At 65.7% G+C, this 2,023-nt stretch carries 1 protein-coding gene; it reads left to right on the top strand.

Annotated elements, in window-relative coordinates; genetic code table 11:
• Positions 1-106: 106 nt before the first annotated feature.
• Positions 107-1,291: a urate hydroxylase PuuD gene (locus BRAO375_RS26065; protein WP_009030434.1), complete on the top strand. Its 1,185-nt coding sequence runs from the start codon at positions 107-109 to the stop codon at positions 1,289-1,291.
• Positions 1,292-2,023: the final 732 nt, after the last annotated feature.

The following is a 2,023-nucleotide window of genomic DNA, read 5'->3' as shown; positions in this document are numbered from 1 at the left end:
CATCTGGCGATGCAATCCGACCTCTCCCCGCAAGCGGGGCGAGGTGAAGACCGAGCCCGTCGCACCCTGCGGGCTGGAACGAACGACAACAGGAGTTGACCGCGCGATGTGGGCTTCGATCATATCGGAATGGCTGAGCCTGATCTTCCGCTGGCTGCATGTCATCGCCGCGGTGGCGTGGATCGGCAGCTCGTTCTATTTCATCGCGCTCGACCTCAGCCTGAAGCCGCGGGACACCCTGCCGAAGGGCGTGATGGGCGAGGCCTGGCAGGTTCATGGCGGCGGCTTCTACCATATCGTCAAATATCTGGTCGCGCCGGCGCAGATGCCGAGCGAGCTGACCTGGTTCAAATGGGAGGCCTACACCACCTGGCTGTCCGGCTTCGTGCTGATGATCGTGGTGTATTACCTCAACGCCGACCTGTTCCTCGTCGACAAGTCGATCCTCGATCTCACACCCGTTCAGGCGGGCCTGTTCAGTTTCGGCTCGCTCGCTCTTGCCTGGCTGCTCTACGAGGCGGCCTGCCGCAGCGGGCTTGCCAGACATGAGCTGCCGTTCGCGATCGGCGGCTACGTCTTCCTGGTCGCGCTCACCTATGCCTTCACGCACGTGCTGAGTGGCCGCGGCGCCTTCAACCAGATCGGCGCCATCATCGGCACCATCATGGTCGCCAACGTGTTCGCGGTGATCATCCCCAACCAGAAGAAGATCGTCGCCGCGCTGCTCGCGGGCGAGGCGCCGGATCCGAAGCTCGGCAAGGCGGGCAAGGAGCGCTCGGTCCACAACAACTATCTCACTCTGCCGGTCGTGGTGCTGATGATCAGCAACCACTACCCGCTGCTGTTCGGCACCCGCTACAACTGGGCCATCGTCGCCATCGTGCTGGCGCTCGGCCCGGTGATCCGCCACTTCTTCAACGAGCGCCACAAGGGCCATCCGTCGCCCTGGTGGGTGTGGGGCGTCGCCGCCGCCGGCATGATCGCGATCCTGCTGCTGTCAGCAGCCGGCCCCCGCGACGCCAAGACGGCCGCTGCAACTCCGCCGAGCTTCGCACAGGTTACGGAGATCGTGAGCTCCCGCTGCAGCATGTGCCACGCCGCCGAGCCGGTGTGGGATGGCATCGTCGCCGCGCCCAAGGGCGTACTGCTCGACAATGCCGACAACATCCAGCGCAACGCCCGCCTGATCGCGCGCAACGCCGCGTGGTCGAGCGCGATGCCCCCCGGCAATATCACCGAGATCACCGCCGACGAGCGCGCCGTGCTGGCGGCCTGGGCGGGTGGGCAGTAGAGGTCACAGCTGGCGCCGTGCAGCAGCTGCTGCTTCGCCTACCCGGAACAAGCTACGAACTCGGCGTCGTCCCGGCCTCCGAGCCGGGACCCATACCCCGCAGGAAGCGTTTCGAGGCACGTTGGTCATTGGCATTCTGCCCATCACGACGGCCGCAGCGTATGGGTCCCGGGTCGGCGCCACAACGCGCTGACGCGCGTCGTGGCTTGCCCGGGACGACGACGGAGTCGCTAGTCCGCAGGGTGGACAAAGGCGCGCCCGTGCTGTTGCGTGAATGCGCCGCTGCATCGCGCGCCGTGCCCACCAAGCCCGCCGACGATGCGGATGGACGATGAGCACGCCGCCGCCTTCGGCGGCCGCTTTGCCCACCCTACTTTTGATGGTTGCTACGGCAGCTCGCCCAACCGTCGCGTTCGCGCGCCAAGCGGCCCCCGCTAATTCTGTAAAAAATAAACTTCTTGCTATTTTACGGAAATCGTGATTGTCTACGCCCATCCCGCCTCACTCGGAGGGGCGTTGCGCGCGATCGTCACGACACGCGAGGCGGGGATGCGGTGGCCGCGTCGTCGTCGCAGCATGCTCTATCGCGTGCGGACGAACGGCAAGACGCGGACGTGAAGTCGCGTGGTCCTGGCGCCCCGATGCTGGCGCCAAGTCGGCGGGTCATGATAATCCCGCCGACGACGGTGGCTATGAGCCGGACACCGGGGAGAGCGCGTATAAGCGTGAAGA

The organism is Bradyrhizobium sp. ORS 375, from assembly GCF_000239775.1.
Taxonomy (GTDB): Bacteria; Pseudomonadota; Alphaproteobacteria; order Rhizobiales; family Xanthobacteraceae; genus Bradyrhizobium.
This window is presented reverse-complemented; position numbering and strand designations above follow the sequence as displayed.